The 22,441-nt window shown below is 53.4% G+C and carries 23 protein-coding genes; 3 read left to right on the forward strand and 20 right to left on the reverse strand.

Features of this window, described 5'->3' with window-relative positions:
* Window positions 1–55: 55 nt before the first annotated feature.
* Window positions 56–1,021, forward strand: a complete 966-nt coding sequence (ldtC, locus tag BN2591_RS05530) for a L,D-transpeptidase LdtC (protein ID WP_086869695.1) — start codon at window positions 56–58, stop codon at window positions 1,019–1,021.
* Window positions 1,022–1,098: 77 nt separating this feature from the next.
* Here ldtC and bhsA read toward each other — a convergent pair whose 3' ends face one another.
* Window positions 1,099–1,356, reverse strand: coding sequence for a multiple stress resistance protein BhsA (bhsA, locus tag BN2591_RS05535; RefSeq protein ID WP_086869697.1), 258 nt, complete (start codon window positions 1,354–1,356; stop codon window positions 1,099–1,101).
* A 244-nt stretch (window positions 1,357–1,600) separates the two neighbouring features.
* On the opposite strand from bhsA, the gene BN2591_RS05540 reads away from it, so the two are divergent.
* Window positions 1,601–2,236, forward strand: a complete 636-nt coding sequence (locus BN2591_RS05540) for a TetR/AcrR family transcriptional regulator (RefSeq protein WP_086869699.1) — start codon at window positions 1,601–1,603, stop codon at window positions 2,234–2,236.
* Between the two features lie 524 nt (window positions 2,237–2,760).
* Here the strand turns inward: BN2591_RS05540 and BN2591_RS05545 are convergent.
* The 8 genes from BN2591_RS05545 to hinT form a co-directional block, all read right to left on the reverse strand.
* The gene (locus BN2591_RS05545) at window positions 2,761–3,300 is read right to left on the reverse strand and encodes a glycine zipper 2TM domain-containing protein (protein ID WP_020457466.1); all 540 of its coding nucleotides are present in this window, start codon (window positions 3,298–3,300) and stop codon (window positions 2,761–2,763) included.
* A 195-nt stretch (window positions 3,301–3,495) separates the two neighbouring features.
* A complete protein-coding gene (locus tag BN2591_RS05550) occupies window positions 3,496–4,800 on the reverse strand; it encodes an NAD(P)/FAD-dependent oxidoreductase (RefSeq protein ID WP_086869701.1) in 1,305 nt (434 codons plus the stop codon).
* A 258-nt stretch (window positions 4,801–5,058) separates the two neighbouring features.
* Entirely contained in the window at window positions 5,059–5,601 is a 543-nt protein-coding gene (gene ycfP, locus BN2591_RS05555; RefSeq protein ID WP_086869703.1) for an alpha/beta hydrolase YcfP, read from the reverse strand.
* Window positions 5,602–5,637: 36 nt separating this feature from the next.
* Window positions 5,638–6,663 (reverse strand): beta-N-acetylhexosaminidase, encoded by a 1,026-nt coding sequence (gene nagZ / locus BN2591_RS05560; protein WP_086869705.1) that lies wholly within the window; start codon window positions 6,661–6,663, stop codon window positions 5,638–5,640.
* An 11-nt stretch (window positions 6,664–6,674) separates the two neighbouring features.
* Complete coding sequence (gene thiK, locus BN2591_RS05565) at window positions 6,675–7,490, reverse strand: thiamine kinase (protein ID WP_086869706.1); 816 nt, start codon at window positions 7,488–7,490, stop codon at window positions 6,675–6,677.
* Window positions 7,471–8,130, reverse strand: a complete 660-nt coding sequence (lpoB, locus tag BN2591_RS05570; RefSeq protein WP_086869708.1) for a penicillin-binding protein activator LpoB — start codon at window positions 8,128–8,130, stop codon at window positions 7,471–7,473. The genes thiK and lpoB overlap by 20 nt, the downstream gene beginning before the upstream one ends.
* A gap of 10 nt (window positions 8,131–8,140) precedes the next feature.
* Complete coding sequence (locus BN2591_RS05575) at window positions 8,141–8,515, reverse strand: YcfL family putative periplasmic lipoprotein (RefSeq protein WP_086869709.1); 375 nt, start codon at window positions 8,513–8,515, stop codon at window positions 8,141–8,143.
* A gap of 1 nt (window position 8,516) precedes the next feature.
* The gene (gene hinT, locus BN2591_RS05580) at window positions 8,517–8,876 is read right to left on the reverse strand and encodes a purine nucleoside phosphoramidase (protein ID WP_065368734.1); all 360 of its coding nucleotides are present in this window, start codon (window positions 8,874–8,876) and stop codon (window positions 8,517–8,519) included.
* Window positions 8,877–9,215: 339 nt separating this feature from the next.
* On the opposite strand from hinT, the gene fhuE reads away from it, so the two are divergent.
* Window positions 9,216–11,429 (forward strand): ferric-rhodotorulic acid/ferric-coprogen receptor FhuE, encoded by a 2,214-nt coding sequence (gene fhuE, locus BN2591_RS05585; protein WP_086869711.1) that lies wholly within the window; start codon window positions 9,216–9,218, stop codon window positions 11,427–11,429.
* A 516-nt stretch (window positions 11,430–11,945) separates the two neighbouring features.
* On the opposite strand, the gene ptsG is transcribed toward fhuE, so the two are convergent.
* From ptsG to BN2591_RS05640, 11 genes are all read right to left on the reverse strand, one after another.
* Window positions 11,946–13,379 (reverse strand): PTS glucose transporter subunit IIBC, encoded by a 1,434-nt coding sequence (gene ptsG / locus BN2591_RS05590; RefSeq protein WP_086869712.1) that lies wholly within the window; start codon window positions 13,377–13,379, stop codon window positions 11,946–11,948.
* A 299-nt stretch (window positions 13,380–13,678) separates the two neighbouring features.
* Entirely contained in the window at window positions 13,679–14,473 is a 795-nt protein-coding gene (locus BN2591_RS05595) for a metal-dependent hydrolase (protein WP_086869714.1), read from the reverse strand.
* A 9-nt stretch (window positions 14,474–14,482) separates the two neighbouring features.
* The gene (gene holB, locus BN2591_RS05600; protein ID WP_086869715.1) at window positions 14,483–15,487 is read right to left on the reverse strand and encodes a DNA polymerase III subunit delta'; all 1,005 of its coding nucleotides are present in this window, start codon (window positions 15,485–15,487) and stop codon (window positions 14,483–14,485) included.
* Complete coding sequence (gene tmk / locus BN2591_RS05605) at window positions 15,484–16,125, reverse strand: dTMP kinase (RefSeq protein ID WP_086869717.1); 642 nt, start codon at window positions 16,123–16,125, stop codon at window positions 15,484–15,486. The genes holB and tmk overlap by 4 nt, the downstream gene beginning before the upstream one ends.
* On the reverse strand, window positions 16,115–17,137 hold the full coding sequence (gene yceG, locus BN2591_RS05610) for a cell division protein YceG (protein ID WP_086869719.1): 1,023 nt from the start codon (window positions 17,135–17,137) through the stop codon (window positions 16,115–16,117). The genes tmk and yceG overlap by 11 nt, the downstream gene beginning before the upstream one ends.
* Window positions 17,134–17,949: an aminodeoxychorismate lyase gene (gene pabC, locus BN2591_RS05615; RefSeq protein ID WP_086869721.1), complete on the reverse strand. Its 816-nt coding sequence runs from the start codon at window positions 17,947–17,949 to the stop codon at window positions 17,134–17,136. Before pabC ends, yceG begins: the two co-directional genes overlap by 4 nt.
* Window positions 17,950–18,065: 116 nt before the next feature.
* On the reverse strand, window positions 18,066–19,307 hold the full coding sequence (fabF, locus tag BN2591_RS05620) for a beta-ketoacyl-ACP synthase II (RefSeq protein ID WP_086869723.1): 1,242 nt from the start codon (window positions 19,305–19,307) through the stop codon (window positions 18,066–18,068).
* Between the two features lie 90 nt (window positions 19,308–19,397).
* Complete coding sequence (gene acpP, locus BN2591_RS05625) at window positions 19,398–19,634, reverse strand: acyl carrier protein (RefSeq protein WP_000103754.1); 237 nt, start codon at window positions 19,632–19,634, stop codon at window positions 19,398–19,400.
* A gap of 154 nt (window positions 19,635–19,788) precedes the next feature.
* Window positions 19,789–20,523 carry a 3-oxoacyl-ACP reductase FabG gene (gene fabG / locus BN2591_RS05630; protein WP_017456423.1) on the reverse strand — a complete coding sequence of 245 codons (735 nt, stop codon included), beginning with the start codon at window positions 20,521–20,523 and terminating at the stop codon, window positions 19,789–19,791.
* A 12-nt stretch (window positions 20,524–20,535) separates the two neighbouring features.
* The gene (fabD, locus tag BN2591_RS05635; RefSeq protein WP_086869725.1) at window positions 20,536–21,465 is read right to left on the reverse strand and encodes an ACP S-malonyltransferase; all 930 of its coding nucleotides are present in this window, start codon (window positions 21,463–21,465) and stop codon (window positions 20,536–20,538) included.
* A gap of 16 nt (window positions 21,466–21,481) precedes the next feature.
* Window positions 21,482–22,435, reverse strand: a complete 954-nt coding sequence (locus BN2591_RS05640; RefSeq protein ID WP_086869726.1) for a beta-ketoacyl-ACP synthase III — start codon at window positions 22,433–22,435, stop codon at window positions 21,482–21,484.
* Window positions 22,436–22,441: the final 6 nt, after the last annotated feature.

Genomic DNA, 22,441 nt, shown 5'->3' on the forward strand with positions numbered 1-22,441 from the left:
AATTCCATCACACAGATTTATAGCAATAACCTTATGATTTACATGGATTATGGTAATGATAAAAATGTCGCGTTTCGTTCACTGGCTCGCGCTGCTGGCCGCGGCTGCCACTGTCGCAGTCGCCCTACCCGCACGAGCTAACACCTGGCCTTTACCCCCTCCCGGCAGTCACCTCGTTGGCGAAAACCGTTTTCATGTCGTGCAGAACGACGGCGGTTCACTGGAGGCGATTGCCAAAAAATACAATGTGGGCTTTCTTGCGCTTTTACAGGCCAATCCCGGTGTTGACCCGTATGTCCCGCGGGCGGGCAGCGTCCTGACCATTCCACTGCAAACGCTGCTCCCCGATGTGCCGCGCAAAGGCATTGTGATAAACCTCGCCGAACTGCGCCTCTATTACTATCCGCCGGGTAAAAATGAAGTCACGGTTTATCCGATTGGCATTGGTCAACTGGGTGGCGACACTCTGACGCCAACCATGGTCACCACAGTTTCTGATAAACGCGCGAACCCGACCTGGACACCGACCGCGAATATTCGCGCGCGCTATAAAGCACAGGGCATCGATCTGCCGGCGGTAATGCCTGCCGGGCCGGATAACCCGATGGGACACCATGCCATTCGCCTTGCCGCGTTTGGTGGCGTCTATTTGCTGCACGGTACTAACGCAGATTTCGGTATCGGCATGCGCGTTAGCTCCGGCTGCATTCGCCTGCGGGACAAGGATATCTCTAATCTCTTTGCTCAGGTTTCTCCGGGTACACCAGTGAATATCATCAATACGCCTATTAAAGCGTCAGTTGAGCCTGATGGCAGACGACTGGTTGAAGTGCATCAGCCGTTATCGAAATCAATTAACGATGATCCCAAAACCTTACCCATCGTGCTGAACGCTGCTATGCAAGCTTTCAAAGACGATGCGCGCAGCGATGCAACAGTGATGAGCCATGTGATGGAGGTGCGTTCCGGGATGCCGGTTGATGTCACCCGCCACATTGAAAACGCACCGCAGGTGATGTAACTCCCCTGGCGGCATAAAAAAAGGCCCTGCGATAATACGCGGGGCCTTTTTTATAACTGAAGCGTTATGTGTTGCACTTATTTGTAGAGAACAGCCGTGCCGTGCAGATTGTCGGAACCGGTCACAGAGGTGATGCGAAATGATTTTGCCCCCATCTGATCGGCTTTCTGTGCCAGTTGATCTTCAACCGATGCGAGGTTGGAGTTCGCACGCACACCAACGGTCGCCACCTCCTGCTGGCCTGCCGGAGCAGATTGCACTTCAACAGCAGCGAAGCTGGCGAAAGAGAAAGAACTCAGTACAGCAGCAGTAAACAGCGCGGTGATATTTTTCATGATGTCTTTCCTGGATGCAGATGAAGAATGTCGTTAAACATTAAGTTAACGATCGATACACAAATCGTAGATGCGATCTCAATCACGCGTCAACATGTTTTTATAACGATCATTAAATAAAATTAAATTTATTGATAATTCATAAGGATATGATTTATCAATATGTGCTGATTTGCTGCTGGTTATCTGGCGGGATTATTTTTATAATGGTCATTCAACAAACTAACAAAGGTTAGGCGGCGATATGACCAGTGAAGTCAGCAGTTGCATCAAAAAAAGCCGTGGCCGACCGAAAGTGTTCGACAGGGAAGCGGCGCTCGACAAAGCCATGACGCTATTTTGGCAACATGGTTACGAAGCCACATCATTATCCGATCTCGTCGAAGCGACCGGGGCGAAAGCGCCGACGCTGTATGCCGAGTTCACCAACAAAGAGGGGCTGTTTCGCGCTGTCCTCGATCGTTACATCACCCGTTTCGCGCGTCAGCATGAAGCGCAGTTGTTGTGCGAAGAAAAATCAGTGGAAAGTGCGCTGCGCGATTACTTCACCGCCGTGGCGAAGTGTTTCACTAGCACGGATACGCCCGCCGGGTGCTTTATGATCAACACCTCGGCGACACTGGCGGCATCGTCACAGGCAATTGCGAACACCATAAAATCGCGACATGCACAGCAGGAAGAGACGCTGCGTCAGTTCCTCACCGCTCGCCAGCTACGCGGTGAAATTCCGCAAGCGGTTGACACACTCGCACTAGCGCAGTTTTTAGGATGTATCCTGCAGGGCATGTCCATCAGCGCGCGTGAAGGCGCGAGTTGCGAAAAACTTTTGCAAATCATTCACACCACTCTGCGGCTGTGGCCGGATTTGATCAAAGCCTGAAAAAAAATGAGACGGGAAACTGTCTCATTTTGTCTCTGTGATACAGATATCACATTTCAATAATAGGTAAAATCTATCAGCGTTTTCCCCCGCTTTGCTATTCTTAATTGTGATTATTGCGCGGCTAATGATTAGTCCGGATGATACAAAATAATGTGCATCATGATGATGCAGCTATGTACATACTTTCCTTTGCTCTCACCCTAAATGCTGTATTGAACGACTTCCGAGGATAAAGGGTATTTACCTGTACTTAACACATGCAGAAGGAAAATGGAGATGATTTTGCTATTACCATTCATTAAAGTGTTAATAGTAATAACATTATTATTTGGTCTGTGGGTTTTGTTAGGTGGTTCAGTACTGTTTGCATTTATCTCAATTGTGATAACAGGCCTGCTGCTGGTTCGCCAACACGACTTTATTTAACTGATTAAAAGCCTTGCAGAAATGTGAGGCTTTTTTAATGAAAAAAGGCTCCTCAGCCTGAGCGATGAGGAGCCAACATGCAGAGTACTTCTGTTTTACGCTTTGTTATTCAAAACAAGTTGACCGTTGCCATCCAGCGGAATTTGCGTACCGGGATCTTTATCCATGCGGATTTTTCCCTGCTGGTCACCAATTTTATACGTTACGTCATAGCCGAGCATTTTTTCTGACTTGTCATACACGGTGCTACAACGTTGCTGGGTCGTGGTGTAGGTATCCCTTTCTTGCATCCCGCCCTGAATCTGATTACCGGCGTAACCGCCGCCTAGCGCACCAACGACTGTGGCAACATCTTTACCGCGACCACCACCAAACTGATGCCCCAGCACGCCCCCCGCTACCGCGCCAAGAACAGAACCGGTAATACGGTTTTCATCTTGCACGGGACGACGATGCGTTACTGTTACATTTCGGCACTCCTGACGTGGCGTTTTCACCGTTTCCTTGATTGGCGTCGCAGAAACCACTTGCGCGTACTGAGGACCGCGCTCAAACACGTTCAGGCTGGCAACTGCGGCAACGCCCAGTGCAGCGGCCACGCCAATACCGATACCCGCTAACATTGATTTGTTCATCAGGATTCTCTCCCTGTTTGCTATTGGTAACAATTTTGCAACTTCGCAAGCAAGGAAGCCAATCAGAAAGAACGTAAAAAGAGGGATAGTGGGCAGGAAAATGACGATATTCAGAGTTATCCGAGCGGTTTAACGCCACCTGCAGAGCGATATGCTGCTCCCTGGGCAGGTAAAGCCGCAGGGAGCAGAGCAGTGTTAGTGCAATTTGAGACGCGGACGGATCACCCGGTTAATACTACCAACCAGCATCATCAGGCCAGTTTTGAAATAACCATGCAGCGCGACCTGGTGCATACGGTACAGAGAGATATATACAAAGCGTGCAATACGCCCTTCAACCATCATTGAACCGCGCATCAGGTTACCCATCAGGCTACCAACAGTCGAGAAATTGGACAGGGAAACGAGCGAGCCATGATCTTTATAGATATACGATTTCAGCGGCTTACCTTTGATCTGCGCCAGAATATTATGCAACGCAAGGCTTGCCATCTGGTGAGCGGCCTGGGCACGCGGCGGTACAAAACCACCTTCCGGTCGCGCACACGACGCGCAATCGCCAATCGCGTAAATATCCGCATCGCGGGTGGTTTGCAATGTGGGTTCGACCACCAGTTGGTTAATACGGTTGGTTTCCAGGCCGCCAATCTCTTTCATAAAGTCCGGCGCTTTGATACCCGCCGCCCACACCATCAGATCGGCGTTGATATATTCGCCCTCTTTCGTATGCAGACCGCCTTCATCGGCACTGGTCACCATCGTTTGGGTCAACACGCGGACCCCCATTTTGGTCAACTCGTTATGCGCAGCACCGGAAATCCGTGGCGGCAGCGCAGGCAGAATACGATCGCCTGCTTCCACCAGCGTCACGTTCAGCGCTTCGTTTGTCAGGCCTTTATAACCATAACTGTGCAGCTGTTTCACCGCGTTGTGCAGCTCCGCCGAGAGTTCAACACCGGTTGCCCCACCGCCAACAATCGCAATATTCACTTTGCCATTAGCGCCAAGGTTCGCCGAATATTTCAGGAACAGATTGAGCATCTCCTGGTGGAAACGGCGCGCCTGGTGTGGGTTGTCGAGGAAGATACAGTGCTCTTTCACGCCAGGTGTGTTGAAGTCGTTCGAGGTACTGCCGAGCGCCATTACCAGCGTGTCATAGGCCAGTTTACGCTCCGGTACCAGCAAATCGCCCTTCTCATCACGCAGTTCAGCGAGCGTGATGGTTTTGCCTTCGCGATTAATATCGACGACAGAACCGAGCTGGAACTGGAAATGGTGATTACGCGCGTGCGCCAGGTAGCTCAGCGCATCGACACCCTCATCCAGAGACCCTGTCGCCACTTCGTGCAGCAACGGCTTCCACAAATGGCTGTGATTACGATCGACAAGCGTGATTTTCGCTTTTTTTCCGCGGCCAAGCTTTTTACCTAACTGCGTCGCCAGTTCCAGACCACCAGCACCACCGCCTACAATCACAATTTTCTTCAATGGTGTAGTCAACGTGACCCCCTAAAATATTAACCAATTGTTAATTAAAAGTTATGAAAATAGCCTTTAATTAACAACAGGTTACGCACTTACAACCAGATATTGACGTCAAGAATAACACGAACGGTTCAATGGTCATACCAAAATTGATATGCATCAAGTTTTAATGCGTAAAAGATGAGCAAGTGTAGTCGACAGACAAAATAGTGCCCGGCGAAACGCAGAGATAAAAATAACGCCGGCAGGTGAGATGACCTGCCGGAAGGGGGATTAACCGAGGGTTTTAAAGGCTTTAATACGCTGGAGATGCGGTGAGATGTTCTTGAATTTATGCGACTGTGCTTCGTCCCAGACAATTTCGTAGTAGGGGTGCAACTCCTCAGCTGAGCGCTGGCTGTCCAGTGCCTCATCCTGGCGCGAGAGGATCACCAGGCAGCGATCGCGATTTTTCTCACGAAAGTTGGCCACGCATTTGGTGGCAATGTCCTGATACTCTTCCGGGCGGTCAATTTTCCCTTCCATATTCTCGTAAGGAAACAGGTTAGGGTTGAGGATCACCTGACGGATATCGCACAAGAAACCGATGCGTTCAGCCCAGTACCCGCCAAGGCCAACACCGCAAATCAGCGGACGCTCGTCGATATTGAGCTGCAACATTTTATCCACTTCTTTCAGCAGGTGCTGCATATCATGCTTCGGGTGGCGCGTACTGTAGCTAATCAGGCGCACATCCGGATCAATAAATTGCAGCTGCAACACTTTTTCATGGTTGCCGGGGCTGTTTGAGTCAAAACCGTGTAAATAGATAATCATGGTATCCTCACCACTTCGACATCGCGTCCGCAGGAATTAACGGGCCTCTTTGTGCTCCTGCCAGCGCGCATGCAGCTGCTCCAGTTCGTTATGAGCAGCCTTCCAGCGCGCTGAGCTCATCAACTCCTGACGAGAATATGAACCTTTATGATACAAATGCGTAACACGTTGTGCATTGATCGGCGACAGGTTATCCAACACGCTCACCGCGCCTTTACGATTATTACAGACCAGGATCATATCGCAACCGGCATCCAGCGACGCTTGCCCACGCTCAGCGTAACTTCCCATGATCGCCGCACCTTCCATTGACAAATCATCCGAAAAAATCACGCCGTCAAAACCCAGCTCGCCGCGTAATACGGTTTTCAGCCAGTATGGCGAGCCGCTGGCCGGACGCGGATCTGCATCGGCATAGATGACGTGCGCGGGCATAATCGCATCGAGTTTGTTTTGCTCAATGAGGCTGCGGAATATCGTCATGTCATGCGCGCGGATCTCGCCTTGTGGTCGCGGGTCGCGTGGCGTTTCTTTATGGGAATCGGCCGTAACCGCTCCGTGACCGGGGAAGTGTTTGCCGGTGGTTTTCATCCCTGCGCTGTGCATCCCGTCGATAAATCGCGTCGCCACAGCCAGCGCTTTCACCGGATCTTCGTGATAGGAACGCTCGCCAATCGCCGCGCTGATATGCCCGACATCCAGCACCGGGGCAAAACTAATGTCGATATCCATGGCGATCATTTCACTGGCCATTAGCCAACCCGCCTCCTGCGCCAGTCGCCCGCCCTCTTCCAGCCCATGCAAAGCCGCAAAAGATTGTGCGGCAGGTAAGCGAGTAAAACCGTCGCGAAAGCGCTGTACGCGCCCGCCTTCCTGATCGACCGCCACCACCAGACGATGATGCGAAGCGCTGCGGATCTGGCGCACCAGCTCCCGTAATTGCTCGGGATCGTGATAATTACGGGTAAAGAGGATCAGGCCGCCAACCAGCGGGTGCGCCAGAATCTCGCGCTCTTCCGCATCCAGTTCATACCCTTCCACATCCAACATCACTGGGCCCACATTTACCTCTCTTATCCTTTTGTTGCCAGCTGACGCCATGTTTCATTCGCCAGCGTAATAAATTGTTGATCGCCCGTCTGCTGCCAGCGGCACTCATACCAGCCAGCCATTAGCATCAAAACCCACGGTCTCCAGCGCCGGACCTGGCGCCACAGCAGAGCGGGATTAATCGCAGACTGTTGCGCATAGTGATTCACCAGTTCCTGCCGCTCTGCTTCGTTTTTCGTCCATACGGCAGACAACTCCAGCGCGATATCGCCATCGCCCGCATATTCCCAGTCGATCAACCGCAAACCCGCAGCGCTCTGTACCAGGTTTCCGGCATGGACATCCATATGTAACGGTGCCAGCCGTAGCGGCACAGGCTCTTTTCGCTGGCGCAACTGCTTTAACTGCCGCAGCCAGAATGGCGTCCGCCGCGAGCGCGCACTCTGCTGCCAGTAACCTTCAAGCAGCGGCAATAATGTTATCCGCCAGCCAAACAGCGGTTGTCGGTGTAAATCATACAGTAACGGCACCAGCACACCGGCCTGCGGCAGCCCGGTGCAGACCTCGCCGGGCAGGTAATCGACCGCCATCCACTCGCCGGTGAATAAGCGCGGACGTGGTGTAATAGAAGCAGGCAAACGGCGAAGTAAGCGATACTGGCGCAGAAAAGGCGATGAGGTCGCATGGTGCCTTTTTCGCAGCACCAGCGTATGTCGCCCATCGCTGATAAGACAACTCCCGCCGCTGAGCCCGGTATGCTGGCCAGCGACGGGAGTATAGGTCGGAAAGTAGCGTGACAACACCTCGTCACGCGTCTGTTTATTGTTGCTGAACCGCACCTTTACCCGACCAGATAATTTCGCCGGTCTGTACCAGCATCAATTGCATTTGCAGCGCCGGTGCGTTGACGTTCCCGGTCGCACTGGAGTAAAGCACATACTGGGCCCCGACGTTACGGGCGATACCGATGGCTTTACTGCGCGTACCGAGGCTGTCTTGTGGCGAAAGCCCCAGTTGCTGCTTCGCGACCGCCAGTTGCTGTTCGGTAACAAGCGTAAATTTGCCGTTATTCGCTAACGCGTTGCGCACCACACCCGTGGCTTCACCCGTGTTGATAGAACCGTTGGTTCGGTTATTGACGCTATCCACTAACAGCACGCTACCGGCGTTCGCACCGCTTGCCTGTAACATTTTGCCGACCATCGGCTGAACCGCGCTGTTCCAGTCAAAATGACGCTCGCGCGGCGCGGGTTGCCCCGTCTGGTCCTGGTGCTCAATCGGCCCGGGTTGCTGCTGCGGCAGCGTCGGGACTGAAGGCACCTCCGGCACCGGTTGTTGCGGCTGTACCGGCGTGGGTTGTTGCGGCGTTCCTGCACCACCCGCCTGATCAACCGGTGCGGGTTGCTGATCGCTAATACAGCCCGCAAGCAGCACGGCCAGGGTTGTCAATAGCGCGTAGCGTCCAATAGTTTTAATCAAGAGTCACCCCTTACAGGTAAAGATAAAGTCTGACGCTGTGCGCACCCAAATAGTTGGCGCTGCCATACAGCGTCACGCCCGAATTACCCGGGATCGTGACGGTTCGCGGCGCTTCCAGCGGGTGCATTTCCAGACCTCTGGCGTCATACCAGAAAAAACGATAATGCACGGTAACGGGCTGCTGTCTTTCATTAAACAACCGTGAAGACGCGGAAGGCTGGAGTTCCTGCGTACTTAACGTCGGCGGCTGCGCGATAATCCCTGAGGCCAGAATGCTCGATTCCATCACTAACGTCTGGTCGTCGGCGACCGGGATCGTTGGACGTGAACTGCACCCCACCAGCACCAGCGCTGCCAGCCATAATCCGACACGCCCGTTCGTCATATCAAAGACCTTTATGAGCCAGCATCGGCCCCAGTGCGCGCCCGCCGAGCAGGTGCATATGGATATGATAAACCTCCTGCCCGCCATGACGATTACAGTTCATGATCAAACGGTAACCGTCTTCAGCAATCCCCTCATCGCGGGCGATTTTCGCCGCAACGGTCAACATGCGCCCCAGCGCCTGCTCATGCGCTTCGGTCACGTCGTTCACGGTTGGAATCAGGATGTTTGGCACAATCAGGACATGAGTTGGAGCCTGCGGAGAGATATCGCGAAAAGCGGTGACCAGTTCGTCCTGATAAACAATATCCGAGGGAATTTCGCGGCGAATAATTTTACTGAAAATGGTTTCTTCGGCCATGACGTTTTCCTTTTATGTACGCGGAGCCAGCCCGCAGCCGTCGTCAATTACGTGCCCTAGAGTATGATCGAGATTCTCTTGTTGTTTCAACCAAAACGCTGTTTTTCTTTCACCTTTCCCGTGCTTTTAGGGTGCAAATCTCCCGCGTTTAAGCCGCGCTGCGGTGAAACGGTATTTCAGTAGTGAATATTACATCTGTTTACATTCATGTGGTGAATGCGTATATTTCGCATTTGCATTTTCATGCGCAATTATTATCAGACGAATTACAAAACCCGCCTGACGCGACACCGTATCGCTGCAAGGCTCTCCCTCTAACGCACCATTAAGGGTTTATTCATGTCTTTCACTCATCACGCCAGGGGCGAAGCGCGTCCGTTAGCTGCCACACCGTCTCTGCTTGCCGCCTGCGTTTCAATAGCTTTAGTCCCCTCTGCTGCGTTTGCGGCAGATACCGCTGCAGGTTCTGAAGATACCGTTGTGGTTGATGGCGCGGCATTAAGCACCTCTGACAGCCAGGCACAAGACTACAGCGTGAAAACCACCACCACTGGCACCAAGCTGTTACTGGTTCCGCGTGACATCCCGCAATCAGTGAGTGTGGTCAGCCAGCAACGTATGCAGGATCAGCAGCTAAATACGATCGAACAAGTGCTGGACAATACAATTGGCGTCAGCGCATCGCGCATTGACAGTCATCGCACCAACTTCTTCGCCCGCGGCTTTTTTGTCAGTAACTTTGCTTATGAAGATATGCCGACATTCCTTGATAACCGCTGGAATTTTGGTGATACCGCTGGCGACACGGCAATTTATGACAAGATTGAAGTGGTGCGCGGCGCGGCCGGTCTGATGAGCGGAACAGGTAATCCCTCTGCTTATGTCAACATGGTGCGTAAACATGCCGACAGCAAAGAGTTTAAAGGAACTGCCACCGCAACATACGGTAGCTGGGACAATCAACGCTATGTGCTGGATCTGCAAGCACCGCTGACCGAATCCGGCAACGTGCGCGGCCGGGTTATCACCGGTTATCAGGATAAAGACTCCTGGGTTGAACGTAACCACTACCGTAAAAAATTCATCACCGGCGTGGTGGATGCGGATATCACAGATTCCACCACCCTTTCTCTCGGCTATGACTATCAGGAAAGCGAAGAGGACAGCCCGACCTGGGGCGGTTTCCCCTCGCTATACAGCGACGGCAGCCGTACGCATTTCCGTCGCGGTTTCAACACGGCTGCTGACTGGGCTTACTCAAATGTCGATTCTTCAAAAATTTTCGCCAATCTGACCCAGCGTTATGATAACGGCTGGGAAGCGAAAGTTAACGCCATGCATGCGGAAACCAACTTCGACAGCAAGTTGATGTATATCGACGGTTACCCGGACAAAACCACCGGTCTGTATGATGCCTCACAGTGGCAAGGCGCATGGGGCGGCTGGAACCGTGGCGAGCGCAAACAAGACGCCATCGATGCCTTTGTTCGCGGTGGTTACGATTTGCTTGGTCGCCAGCACGAAGTGATGTTCGGTGGTAGCTACAGCCGCCAGCGCAACAATTATGACAACGCCTATCCGGTTAATGATAATTCCGGCCTGATGGATGTCGGCAACATTCATAACTATAACGGTAACACGCTGGCCGACCCGAGCTGGTCTGAGTGGGCGCTCTACCAGCGCGATGTGATCCGCCAGAAATCATTGTATGCGGCAACCCGAATCTCTTTGGCCGATCCGCTGCACTTGATCCTCGGCGCGCGTTATACCGAATGGAGCGCAAAATATAATCTGGAACGTAAGCCGGATGAGATCCGTACCAGCAAGTCCGATGACGTCACGCCATACGCTGGCCTGATTTATGACATTGATGACACCTGGTCTGTTTACGGTAGCTACACCTCTATTTTCCAGCCTTCAAACCAGCGTGATATCAACAGTGAATTCCTTGACCCCACAACGGGAAAAAGTTACGAAGCCGGGATCAAGGGCGACTGGTACAACACACGTCTGACAGCAACCCTGGCGGTGTTCCGTACCGAGCAGGATCATGTTGCCGTATCGACCGGCGAGTACATTCCGAATTCCGGCGGCCAGACAGCGTATAAATCAGTCAATGGCACCGTAAGCAAAGGTGTCGAATTTGAACTCAATGGTGCCCTCACCGACAACTTACAGCTCACCTTTGGTGCCAGCCGGTTTATGGCTGAAGATGGTGACGGTGTAGCCGTTAACCCGGAACAGGCGCGCACGACGATGAAATTGTTCACGCGTTACCAGTTGCCAATGCTGCCGGAACTTTCCGTTGGCGGCGGCGCGCGCTGGCAGAATAAAACCTGGCAGGATATCAAAGGCCCGAGCGGCGATATGCGTATCACCCAGAGCGGTTATACGGTGGTGGATCTCTTCACCCGCTACCAGGCAACCAAAAACTTTGCGGTTCAAGCCAATCTGAACAATGTGTTCGATAAAGAGTATTACGATTATCTGGGCACTTATGGTGTATACGGCGCACCACGCAACTTCTCCGTAAGCGCCAGTTACAGCTTCTGATAACCAACGAGCCAGACTCACCAGGCCCGCCGTTCTCCAGGCGGGCTTTTTTACGCTTTGCAGATTATGTTTTCCACTATCTGCGTGGCGCCTCCGAAAACCGCCATTACCGATAACTGCCCTGCTTCCGTCCTCCCCAGCGAGCCCCCTTAGGCAGACGTTGCCGCTGCACTGATCCTTGTACGTTTCTCGCTGTACCTGGCGTGCGTTTATGCAGCGCGGCTGTGAGTCCTGTTCGGTGGCAAGACAGCGAGTTTACCGGAGCGGAGGCCGTTAATGGCGCACAGTCTGTTGGCGGCGACTGACGTTGTTCCTCTGCTTTATTCAGACGCCGTTATAAAGGGCAACATTGATTGCGCCCTGGATGGGTATACCGCCATTCTGCAACAGAAGCCTCTGCCTGCTTTATGAAATTGAATCCGGAGCCAAAACCTGTAGCTGGCCACGCTTATGGGCAGTATTTTGAGCAATAAAAAAGGGAGCCATCAGGCTCCCTCAGTCTCCCCAGACTATGGCTTAGTTGTTACGGATGTACTCATCCATTTCGGTTTTCAGGTTATCGGATTTAGTACCGAAAATTGCCTGCACACCGGAACCAGCAACAACCACACCCGCAGCGCCCAGTTTCTTCAGGCCAGCCTGATCCACTTTCGCTACGTCAGCCACGCTGACACGCAGACGCGTGATGCACGCATCCAGGTTGGTGATGTTCTCTTTACCGCCGAACGCCGTAACCAGAGCCGGAGCCATTTCGCTGGTAGCACCCGCTTTGCTCTCTTCAGTGGTGTCTTCACGACCCGGAGTTTTCAGATCCAGCGCTTTGATCAGCACGCGGAAGATGGTGTAGTAAACCACCGCATAGCCCGCACCGACAATCGGGAACAGCCACAGTTTGCTGCTGTTACCGCTCAGCACGATGAAGTCAATCAGACCGTGAGAGAACGACGTACCGTCACGCATACCCAGCAGGATACAGATCGGGAATGCCAGACCAGCCAGAATCGCGTGGATTACGTACAGGATCGGCGCAACGAACATGAAGGAGAACTCGATCGGCTCGGTGATACCGGTCAGGAACGAGGTCAACGCTGCGGAGATCATGATACCGCCCACTTTCGCGCGGTTTTCCGGTTTTGCAGAGTGCCAGATAGCGATAGCAGCAGCCGGCAGACCGTACATTTTGAACAGGAAGCCGCCAGACAGTTTGCCCGCAGTCGGGTCGCCCGCCATATAACGCGGGATATCGCCGTGGAACACCTGACCTGCCGCGTTGGTGAACTCACCAATCTGCATCTGGAAAGGTACGTTCCAGATGTGGTGCAGACCAAACGGCACCAGGCAACGTTCAATGAAGCCGTAGATACCGAACGCCACAACCGGGTTCTGGTAAGCGGCCCACTGGGAGAAAGTCTGAATCGCAGTACCGATCGGCGGCCAAATGAAGGAGAGGATCACGCCGGTGAAAATCGCAGCCAGACCGGAGATGATCGGCACGAAACGTTTACCAGCGAAGAAGCCCAGATACTCAGGCAGCTTGATGCGATAGAAGCGGTTAAACATATACGCCGCAATCGCGCCGGAGATGATACCGCCGAGCACACCGGTATCAGCCAGGTGTTTTGCGGCAATTTCTTCAGCAGGTAAATGCAGAACCAGAGGCGCAACCACTGCCATGGTTTTCACCATGATGCCGTAGGCAACTACAGAGGCCAGAGCCGAAACGCCGTCGTTATTGGTAAAGCCAAGCGCAACACCGATAGCGAAGATCAACGGCATGTTAGCAAAAACGGAACCGCCCGCTTCGGCCATAACGTGGGAAACCACTTCTGGCAGCCAGCTGAAGTTTGCAGAACCGACGCCCAGCAGGATACCTGCGATAGGCAGTACGGATACTGGCAGCATCAGCGATTTACCGACCTTCTGCAGGTTAGCAAATGCATTCTTAAACATAATTGAGAGTGCTCCTGAGTATTAGTGCTTTTTTCTACGCTTTCACGCATTGGCGAGGGGGGAGATCCGCGCCGTGGGAAGGGCATCTAAGCGCCCTTTATTTATTACACAGAGTAAAATAAATCAGTAAAAGTTTGTTTGACGGCTATCACGTTTCAGCTAGCGCCGGTCACGAAACTCACACTGATTTACAAAAGGTGTCGGCTTCCGTATGAAAAACGACCGCCACCGCCTTTTTTATGGCGGTGAACTTTACTCCGATCGTTTATTAATTACGAGTACTAAAATAAGCTGACAGATCAGGCAGATTGCAGGCGGGATGGATCAACATGGAACAAACGGGAAAAGTTCTGTGTCGTCTGTTGCGCAAGCTCTTCGACAGAAACGCCTTTCAGCACCGCCATATATTCCGCCACATCGCGCGTCATCGCTGGCTGGTTCTCTTTGCCGCGATGCGGCACCGGGGCGAGATAAGGCGAATCGGTTTCGACCAGTAATCGATCGAGCGGAATGTAACGAGCGGCATCACGCAACTGCTCAGCGTTGCGGAAAGTGACGATACCAGAGAACGAGATGTAAAACCCCATATCCAGCAGCTTACCCGCCGTTTCGCGATCTTCAGTAAAGCAGTGCAACACACCGCCGCAATCCGTCACGCGCTCTTCCTGCAAAATCGCAAGCGTGTCTTCTCGCGCATCGCGCGTATGGACTATCACTGGCTTATTCAGTTCGCGGCCAATACGGATATGGTTACGGAAGGATTCCTGCTGGCGTGGCTTCGTTTCCGGCGTATAAAAATAGTCCAGTCCGGTTTCGCCCATTGCCACAACGCCCTCTTCCGCCGCCAGCTGGCGCAGCATTTCGACGTCGTACTCTTCATCCTGGTTCAAGGGATGCACACCGCAGGAAAAGACCACATTCGGGCGCTCCCCCACCAGCTCACGCATTGCGCGATAACCCGGTAATGTCGTGGCAACCGCCAGACAAAACTTCACATCGCGCGCGGCAGCTTTCGCCAGCACGTCATCAACGTCTTTGTGCAAAGAGTGGTAATCCAGGCCATCAAGGTGGCAGTGCGAATCGACTAAAAACATAATGTTCTCTTACAGATGGGAGACAGGAAGCGTTACGCCTGTTTGCTGGTAACGTTCCAGCGTTAACAATAAATCAGTCAGCAGCAACTCGCGGTTAACCCCGACCACACTAAGCAACTGTTCACGACAGGTAAAAATAGCATGCAGCAACGCATGCAGCGTTGGCGCTTGCACCTGGCGCGCCAGCTTTTCTACCAGCGCTAAGGCATCAACATTGCTGAGCAATGTCGCGCCTTGCTGCATTTTTAATGCATCAAGAAGCAACGCAGAGAACCACTGCAGACGTTCAGCCACTTTGTCGTGGTTGAGCGTCGCAAGCATCGCCAGCCAGTCACCGCTATTCAGCGCCGCGTCTGTTGCCTGGCAAAGCGTCTGCCGTTGCGCCCAGGCATCGTCCTGAAGCAGCGCTTCTGCCGCACCAGGCGAACCGGCGCACAAACGTAGTGCGGTCAGAATCGACTCATGCGAGGCGGTAACTTCCCGTGCAAGCCAGCTGCAGGCGTAGTTTTCAGCGGGAGGCGCAAGGTGGTGCAAGCGGCAGCGACTGCGCAAGGTCGCTAATAATCGCGCCGGCTCCCGGCAGCCGAGGAAGAACCAGGTATGCGCGGGCGGTTCTTCCAGCGTCTTCAGCAACGCGTTGGCGGCAGCGTCGGTCAGCAACGCGGCATCCTGGATCCACACCACTTTCGCGCCACCCAGCCGCGCATGTTCGTAAAGCTTTTCACTCACTTCACGCACCGCGTCAATGCCAAGCGCCGATTTTCCTTTTTCCGGTGCCAGTGCATAGTAATCGGGGTGCGTTCCAGCCTGCATAAGCTGACAACCGCGGCAGTGACCGCAGCTTTTATGGCCTTCAGGTGTCTGGCATAGCAAGAAACGGCTGATGGCATAAATCAGGGCATCTTCGCCCATCCCCGGCAGGGCGTGGATCAGCAACGCGTGGTGTCCACGACCGCTCTGATAACTGGCAATCAGTTGCTCAAAATCGGGACGCAGCCACGGATACCATTTCATGCGCCCTGCTCCTGCACCCAGGCTGTCACTGTCTGGCGGATGTCGGCAATCACGTTGTCCAGCGGTTGTGTCGCATCAATAGTGCGAATACGCTCATCCTGCGCCGCCAGTTCGAGATAGCGTGCGCGGGTACGATTGAAGAAATCCAGCGACTCTTGTTCGATACGATCCAATTCACCACGCGCACGCGCACGTTTCAGACCGACTTCCGGCGTGACATCCAGATAGAGCGTCAAATCCGGGCGAAAATCTCCCAGTACGGCATCACGCAGTGTAGCCAGCATGGTTTGATCAATACCGCGTCCGCCGCCCTGGTATGCCTGCGTTGAGAGATCATGACGATCGCCGATCACCCAGCAACCACGCGCCAGTGCAGGTTTAATGACGGTTTCTACCAGTTGCACACGGGCTGCGTAAAACATCAGAACTTCGGCCTTATCGGTAATGACTTCATCACCAACAGAACGGATATCCAGCACCAGGCTGCGCAATTTTTCCGCCAGCAGCGTACCGCCCGGTTCCCGCGTAAACACCATTTCACCGACGCCAAGCTCTTTCAGCGTCTCAACGATGACATCGCGCGCCGTGGTTTTCCCTGCGCCTTCAAGCCCTTCGATAACGATGTATTTACTGCCCATTTTTTTCCTTAAGTACTTTCAGGTAGTCCTGCACTGCCCGGTTATGGCTGGCGAGATTGGTATTAAATGTATGTCCGCCTTTTCCATCCGCGACAAAATAGAGATACGGCGTTTTCGCCGGATGCGCCGCCGCTTTCAGCGAGGCCTCACCGGGTGTAGCAATAGGGCCCGGCGGCAAGCCGCTAATCACATAGGTGTTATAGTCGCTCGGCGTTTCCAGATCGGCGCGCGACAGCTTACCATTATAACGCGCGCCCATCCCGTAGATAACCGTCGGATCGGTCTGCAGCCGCATCCCGACGCGCAAGCGGTTAATAAAGACGGAGGCCACCTGATCGCGTTCGCTGGCGACAGCCGTCTCTTTTTCGATAATCGACGCCATGGTGACCAGTTGGTTCTGATCTTTATACGGTAGCCCCTCCATGCGCCCTTCCCAGGCTTGCTCCACCGCACGCGACATTTTCTGATGCGCACGCTTGAGCAGCGCAATGTCCGTCGTATTGGCGGTGTACATCCAGGTATCGGGCCAGAACCAACCTTCTACCCATTGCGGGTGTTCCAGCTTCAGCGCCTCGGCCACCGTAGCGTAATCATCATCTTTCAGTGTGTGCTTAATATATGGCGCGTCGCGCAGTTGCTTGAGGTAATCACTCAGGCGCATACCTTCAACCAGACGCAGCGGAAACTGTGCTTCTTTCCCGCTCTCCAGTAACTGCAGCATCTCGCGCACGGTCATCTTCGGTGTAAAACGATAGGTGCCGGCTTTGAAATGTGATAGATCAGGCTCCAGTCGCAGCAGCCACTGGAACACGCGCGGGCGATTAATTACCTTTTCGCGATACAACAATTCACCCAACGCCACCCGACCAGTTCCGGCGGGCAGCGTGAAAATGGTTTCATTTTTAATCAGGATCTGGCTGTCCGCTAACTGGCGAACCTTCCAGACACCGGCTCCCGCCGCAATAACCAGCAAAGCCAACAGGAGGAGAACTACACGTAACATTTTCTTCATGACGGATTTATGCGCTCACACAAGGGGGCTAAAAAATGGTACAAATCGCGCGCTGACCAGCGCTGTTCCGCCCACTGGCGGACGGGAACAACTGGCATCAACGCGTTACAAATAATGACTTCGTCAGCCAGCATCAGCACATCGTGCCGCGCATTGACTTCGACAACCTCAAAAGCGGAAGTTTTCAGCTGGCGCAAACAATATTGACGCATAATGCCATTAACACCGGCCTGATCAACACGCGGCGTGAAGACCTTCGCACCCTGCCGCCAGAAGATATTGGCGGCACAACATTCAATCAGCCAGCCTTCGCTATCCAGCACCAGCGCTTCATCGGCTGAGGTCCGCTCAAGCCCGGCACGAATCAATACCTGCTCCAGGCGGTTAAGGTGTTTGATCCCGGCGAGCATCGGGTTGCGTCCGAGGCAAATATCACTCAATGCCAGTGTTACCCCTTCCTGCCGCCAACGCGCGTAATGCGCAGGGCTTGCTGATACCGACACTATCCGCGTCGGCGCTTCACAACCCGCAGCGCTATAGCCGCGCCCGCCAGTACCGCGGCTGAGAATAACTTTCACCACACCCTCTTCTTTTTCTCTCGCGAGGTGGGTCATTTCCCGCGCCAGTACGTCCCAGTCGAGATAAGGGATCTGGAGCCGTTTACAGGCCAGACGCAGGCGCTGGAGATGCGCGTCGAGAAACTGAATTTGCCCTTCAAGGACGCGCGCGGTGGTAAAACAGCCATCGCCAAATTGCGTCGCCCGATCATTGGCGGCAAGCCATTGCTGCTCTTTACCATTAATCAAGAACATAGGTGGCTCCTTATGCGTCTGGCCGGACAGTTTGGCAGGATGAAAAGCGCAGGACAAGGGGATAAACCCGAATAGAAAAGGCCCGACAAGCGGGCCTTTAGTACACAGCTAAATGATCAGACTTTCTTGAAGATCAACGAGCCGTTGGTGCCACCAAAACCGAAGGAGTTACACAGCGTGTACTCCATACCGCTCACCTGGCGTGCAACATGTGGCACAAAATCCAGATCGCAACCTTCATCCGGGTTATCCAGGTTGATGGTCGGCGGAACAGCCTGATCGCGCAGGGCGAGGATCGAGTAGATAGATTCTACTGCGCCTGCCGCCCCCAACAGATGGCCGGTCATCGATTTGGTCGAACTGACCATTACTGTGCGAGCCGCGTCGCCAAATACCGATTTCACAGCCTGCGCTTCAGCCATATCGCCCGCTGGCGTCGATGTACCGTGCGCATTAACATAGCCAATCTGGACTGGGGTGATGCCGGCATCTCGCAGGGCATTAACCATCGCCTTCGCGGCACCCGCACCGTTTTCCGGCGGAGACGTCATATGGTAAGCATCGCTGCTCATACCAAAGCCGACGATTTCAGCATAAATTTTCGCGCCGCGCTTTTTCGCATGCTCATACTCTTCCAGCATGATGATGCCCGCGCCATCGCCGAGAACAAAGCCGTCACGCTCTTTGTCCCACGGACGGCTTGCCGCCTGCGGATTGTCGTTGCGGGTAGACAACGCGCGCGCTGCGCCAAAACCACCCACGCCTAACGGCGTACTGGCTTTTTCCGCGCCGCCTGCCAGCATTGCGTCGGCGTCGCCGTAAGCGATGATACGCGCCGCATGGCCGATGTTATGCACACCAGAGGTACACGCTGTCGCGATGGAAATACTCGGGCCTTGCAGACCGAACATGATAGTCAGATGACCTGCCACCATGTTGACGATCGTTGAAGGTACGAAGAACGGGCTGATTTTACGCGGCCCCCCCTTGACGAGGGAGCTGTGGTTTTCTTCGATCAGGCCGAGGCCGCCGATACCAGAACCAATCGCTGCGCCAATACGGGATGCGTTCTCTTCTGTGACTTCAAGGCCGGAATCCTGCATGGCCTGAACGCCAGCCACAATTCCATATTGAATGAAGTCGTCCATCTTGCGCTGTTCTTTGCGCGAGATGATGTCTTCACAGTTAAAATCCTTTACTAAGCCAGCAAATTTGGTTGCATAGGCGCTAGTATCGAAATGGTCGATCAGGCTGATGCCACTCTGACCGGCAAGGAGAGCTTTCCAGGTAGACTCTACGGTATTGCCGACAGGAGACAACATGCCAAGTCCGGTCACAACTACACGACGCTTAGACACGTTTGTCCTCCAGGGAGGGATAAAAAAGAGATTCGTGGGATAACTTCAGATAAAACTCAGGCGGTCGAGTGACCGCCTGGAGATGTTCACTTACGCCTGGTGACCGTTGATGTAATCAATGGCAGCCTGAACGGTGGTGATCTTCTCAGCTTCTTCGTCCGGAATCTCAGTATCAAACTCTTCTTCCAGAGCCATTACCAGCTCAACGGTGTCAAGAGAATCAGCGCCCAGGTCTTCAACGAAGGAAGCATTGTTGGTAACTTCTTCCTGCTTAACGCCCAGCTGCTCGCCGATAATTTTCTTAACGCGTTCTTCGATAGTGCTCATACTCTTAAATTTCCTATCAAAACTCGCTTTCGCGATGGTTTTCGTAGTGTATAAAATGTTGAAAAATTTGCAACTAAATCCCGGCAGTTCTTACCACGATTTTACGCTATTTTGAGGCTTTTCGCCCTAATAACGCAAATAATTTTCATCGTGGTTAAACCATATACATTCCGCCATTGACGTGCAGGGTTTCACCAGTGATGTAACCTGCCTCGTCAGAGGCTAAAAATGCAACCGCACTGGCGATTTCCTGAGCACCGCCAAGGCGGCCCGCAGGAACCTGCGCCAGAATACCCGCACGCTGATCATCAGACAGCGCACGCGTCATGTCCGTTTCAATAAAACCCGGAGCAACAACGTTTACAGTAATACCGCGGGACGCAACTTCACGCGCCAACGATTTACTGAAACCGATAAGACCCGCTTTCGCCGCAGCGTAGTTGGCCTGACCAGCATTTCCCATGGTACCAACCACAGAACCGATAGTGATAATACGCCCATGACGCTTTTTCATCATAGCGCGCATTACCGCTTTTGACAGACGGAAAACGGATGAAAGATTGGTGTCGAGAATATCGTTCCATTCATCCTCTTTCATGCGCATCAGCAGGTTATCACGGGTGATCCCGGCATTATTTACCAGAATATCAACCTCGCCAAATTCTGCGCGAATGTTTTCCAGAACAGATTCGATGGATGCCGCATCAGTCACATTCAGCAGCAGACCTTTGCCATTCGCACCTAAATAGTCGCTGATCGCCTGCGCGCCGCTCTCGCTGGTCGCCGTACCGATAACCTTCGCGCCACGGGCAACGAGGGTTTCAGCGATAGCGCGACCAATACCGCGGCTTGCACCGGTAACCAGTGCGATTTTTCCTTCAAAACTCATGGTTTTCCTCTTTTATTGCGCAAGTGCCTCTGACACGGCAGCCGGCTCATTGAGCGCAGATGCGGTCAGGGTGTCAACAATACGTTTAGTCAGGCCGGTGAGGACTTTACCCGGACCAACTTCATACAGATGTTCAATGCCCTGCGACGCCATAAACTCTACGCTCTTCGTCCATTGCACGGGGCTGTACAGCTGGCGAACCAGCGCATCGCGAATCGCTTCTGGCGTCGTTTCGCAGTTCACATCCACGTTATTTACAACCGGGATCTGCGGCGCGTTAAAAGTAATGTTATTTAATTCAGCGGCCAGTTTTTCTGCGGCAGGCTTCATCAGCGCACAGTGCGACGGCACGCTCACCGGCAACGGCAACGCACGTTTGGCACCTGCAGCTTTACAAGCAGCACCGGCGCGCTCAACGGCTTCTTTATGACCAGCAATAACCACCTGGCCTGGCGAATTATAGTTCACTGGAGAGACAACTTGCCCTTGTGCAGATTCTTCACATGCTTTGGCAATAGATGCATCATCCAGACCAATAATGGCGGACATCGCGCCAGTACCCGCCGGCACGGCTTCCTGCATGAATTTTCCACGCAGTTCAACCAAACGAACCGCATCAGCAAACGCGATAACACCCGCACATACTAATGCGGAGTATTCACCCAGGCTATGCCCCGCCATCAGCGCAGGCGTTTTACCCCCCTGCTGCTGCCATACGCGCCACAACGCGACAGAAGCGGCCAGCAGCGCCGGTTGTGTCTGCCAGGTTTTGTTCAGTTCTTCCGCCGGGCCTTGTTGCACCAGAGACCAGAGATCGTAACCCAGAACAGCTGATGCCTCTGCGAATGTCTCTTCAATCACCGGATAAGCCGCAGCCATATCAGCTAACATACCGACGGTTTGGGAGCCTTGTCCCGGGAACACAAAAGCAAATTGCGTCATTTTTTTATCCTTATACTCAGAAACGAACCAGCGCCGAGCCCCAGGTGAATCCGCCACCAAACGCTTCCAGCAGGACAAGTTGCCCCGGTTTAATGCGTCCGTCGCGTACCGCTTCATCAAGCGCGCTGGGAACGGAAGCTGCGGAGGTGTTGCCATGGCGATCGAGCGTAACGACGACGCTATCCATCGACATGCCGAGCTTCTTCGCTGTCGCGCTGATAATGCGCAAGTTAGCCTGATGTGGCACCAGCCAGTCCAGCTCGCTGCGCTCAAGATTATTGGCCGTCAATGTTTCATCAACAATACGCGCCAGTTCTGTCACCGCAACTTTGAATACTTCGTTACCCGCCATCGTCAGATAAGTCGGGTTTTCCGGATGCACACGATCAAGATTAGGCAGCGTCAGCAGCTCACCGTAACTCCCGTCTGCGTGCATATGTGTGGAGATGATGCCTGGCTCTTCGGAAGCACCCAGAACAACAGCGCCGGCGCCATCGCCAAACAGAATAATCGTACCGCGGTCGTCCGGATCTAATGTACGCGCGAGCGCATCAGAACCAATGACCAACGCATGTTTCACCGCACCGGATTTAACATACTGATCGGCGATGCTCAGCGCATAAGTGAAGCCCGCACAGGCGGCAGCAACGTCAAACGCCGGGCAGCCTTTGATTTCCAGCATATTCTGGATTTGGCAAGCCGCGCTCGGAAAGGCATGCGTTGCAGAGGTGGTAGCAACAATAATCAGGCCAATCTGATCGTTATCGATGCCTGCCATCTCAAGCGCACGCTTAGCGGCTTCATAGCCCATGGTCGAAACCGTTTCGTTTGCAGCGGCGATGCGGCGCTCACGGATCCCTGTACGGCTAACAATCCATTCGTCAGAGGTTTCCACCATTTTTTCTAAATCGGCGTTTGTCCGAACCTGCTCAGGCAGATAACTGCCGGTACCAATAATCTTCGTATACATGTACGC

The organism is Kosakonia pseudosacchari (genome assembly GCF_900184035.1).
Lineage (GTDB): Bacteria > Pseudomonadota > Gammaproteobacteria > Enterobacterales > Enterobacteriaceae > Kosakonia > Kosakonia pseudosacchari.